This window comes from Pedobacter sp. 01T416_2, from assembly GCF_056398925.1.
On sequence record NZ_JBFTQI010001068.1, the window covers coordinates 1 to 1,507 of the forward strand.

Annotated in this window: 3 protein-coding genes; 1 reads left to right on the top strand and 2 read right to left on the bottom strand. The window is 39.2% G+C overall.

What is annotated here, in order from left to right; translation table 11 throughout:
- Positions 1-85: 85 nt before the first annotated feature.
- Positions 86-622: an O-acetyl-ADP-ribose deacetylase gene (locus AC1DPQ_RS27395; RefSeq protein ID WP_477585136.1), complete on the top strand. Its 537-nt coding sequence runs from the start codon at positions 86-88 to the stop codon at positions 620-622.
- A 42-nt stretch (positions 623-664) separates the two neighbouring features.
- Here AC1DPQ_RS27395 and AC1DPQ_RS27400 read toward each other — a convergent pair whose 3' ends face one another.
- Both AC1DPQ_RS27400 and AC1DPQ_RS27405 read right to left on the bottom strand, forming a co-directional pair.
- Positions 665-943 carry a hypothetical protein gene (locus AC1DPQ_RS27400; protein ID WP_477585135.1) on the bottom strand — a complete coding sequence of 93 codons (279 nt, stop codon included), beginning with the start codon at positions 941-943 and terminating at the stop codon, positions 665-667.
- A gap of 2 nt (positions 944-945) precedes the next feature.
- A partial coding sequence (locus AC1DPQ_RS27405; protein ID WP_477611512.1) for a TreTu family toxin occupies positions 946-1,507 on the bottom strand: 562 nt, incomplete at its 5' end.

Consider the following 1,507-nt stretch of genomic DNA (forward strand, 5'->3'; position numbering starts at 1 on the left):
AAATGCTAGACTTTGCAACACCCCTTAAGCACAAGCAGAACGCGATGCGCTGGCGAGGAATGTATTCTTAATCAAATAAAACATAGTGATTCAATTAATACAAGGCGATATTACAAAAGTTGAAGCTGATGCTATTGTAAATGCGGCCAATACATCATTATTAGGCGGCAGTGGTGTCGATGGGGCTATACATAAAGCAGGTGGTAAGTCAATTCTGGAAGAGTGCCAAAAGATCAGAAATAAGCAAGGCGGCTGCAATATTGGCGAAGCAGTAATAACAACAGCAGGTAACCTTCCTGCAAAATTTGTTATCCATACTGTTGGGCCAGTGTGGAACAATGGAAGAAAAAATGAAGAAGGCTTGCTCTGCAGGGCTTATAAAAGCAGCCTTGAATTAGCTGATGATAATCTGGTTCAAACAATAGCTTTCCCGAACATTAGCACTGGCATTTATCGTTTTCCAAAACGAAAAGCTGCTGAAATTGCCATTAATACAGTAAAAAGCTTCTTAACTTCATCTAAATATATACATAAAGTTCTTTTCGTTTGTTTTGATAACGAAAACTACGATATATATAAACTACTCTTAAATGAAAGCCCACATTCTAGACTGCTCAAATAAGTAGCTATTTTTTGAGCAGTCTAATTTCTTCAAGGACCTTTCCTATAAAAAATCTTTTAATTTATTCAGAACTTTATCTTTCTCTTCATATTGATCAGGTTTTAGTAAAATATTAAATAACTCATCTCCACTTATATAATCTACAAAATGAACATTGAGCCATCCCGAACTCCAAAAATCAATTTCCCCCCCTCTTTCTTTAGAATTAAACTCAACTTGGTTGAGATCACCAAGGTCTCCTTTCTCAAAAAATTTATATTTTACATCATATCCTTTTAGATATGACTCAAATTCTTTCTTAAACCAATTAACATTTTTCATACCTATTTAACTTTAAGAATTGGTGAAATATTTTGAACTGCAGGGGAAACTTGCCCCCCCAGTTTCTCTAACTGGAACATTTGCGATTTGCTTGCTCCTGGCCCTAGTATACTGTAAATACCTGGCCCACCTCCAGGAACTAAACTATTCGTAGGAACCTGAAACTCAACATATACAGAGCCTGGCTGAGCTGAGCTCCAAACATTTGAACCTCCTACAGTAACCGATGTTTTTCCACCCGCCCCCACAGCTGCTGGCGAACCATTTTTCATTGCTGTCGCTTCCGCTTGAGACATCCAGCGCCCTACTGTAGTTACTCCGCCATTAGTGGCTATCTCTCCCGTAGTAATCGCTGGTGCTGAAAATTTAGTAGGTGCGGAAGGAGCTATCTCATTTCCCGCACGTGCGCCAGCCAAAAACTGCTCGAACTTAAACCCAAACATGGCCAATTTTTGCCCCAGTGAATTCATTGAGCTTATCGATGAAGCTTCTTGATTAGCCTCAATTTTTGTCTGCCCACTTGTAGAAGAAGTAGCAAACTCCCCAGTTTGAGCATTAGTTGCC

What these genes read in the sequence shown, in the direction of transcription:
- AC1DPQ_RS27400 (WP_477585135.1), bottom strand. Translation starts at nt 943, where the DNA reads ATGAAAAATGTTAATTGGTTTAAGAAAGAATTTGAGTCATATCTAAAA.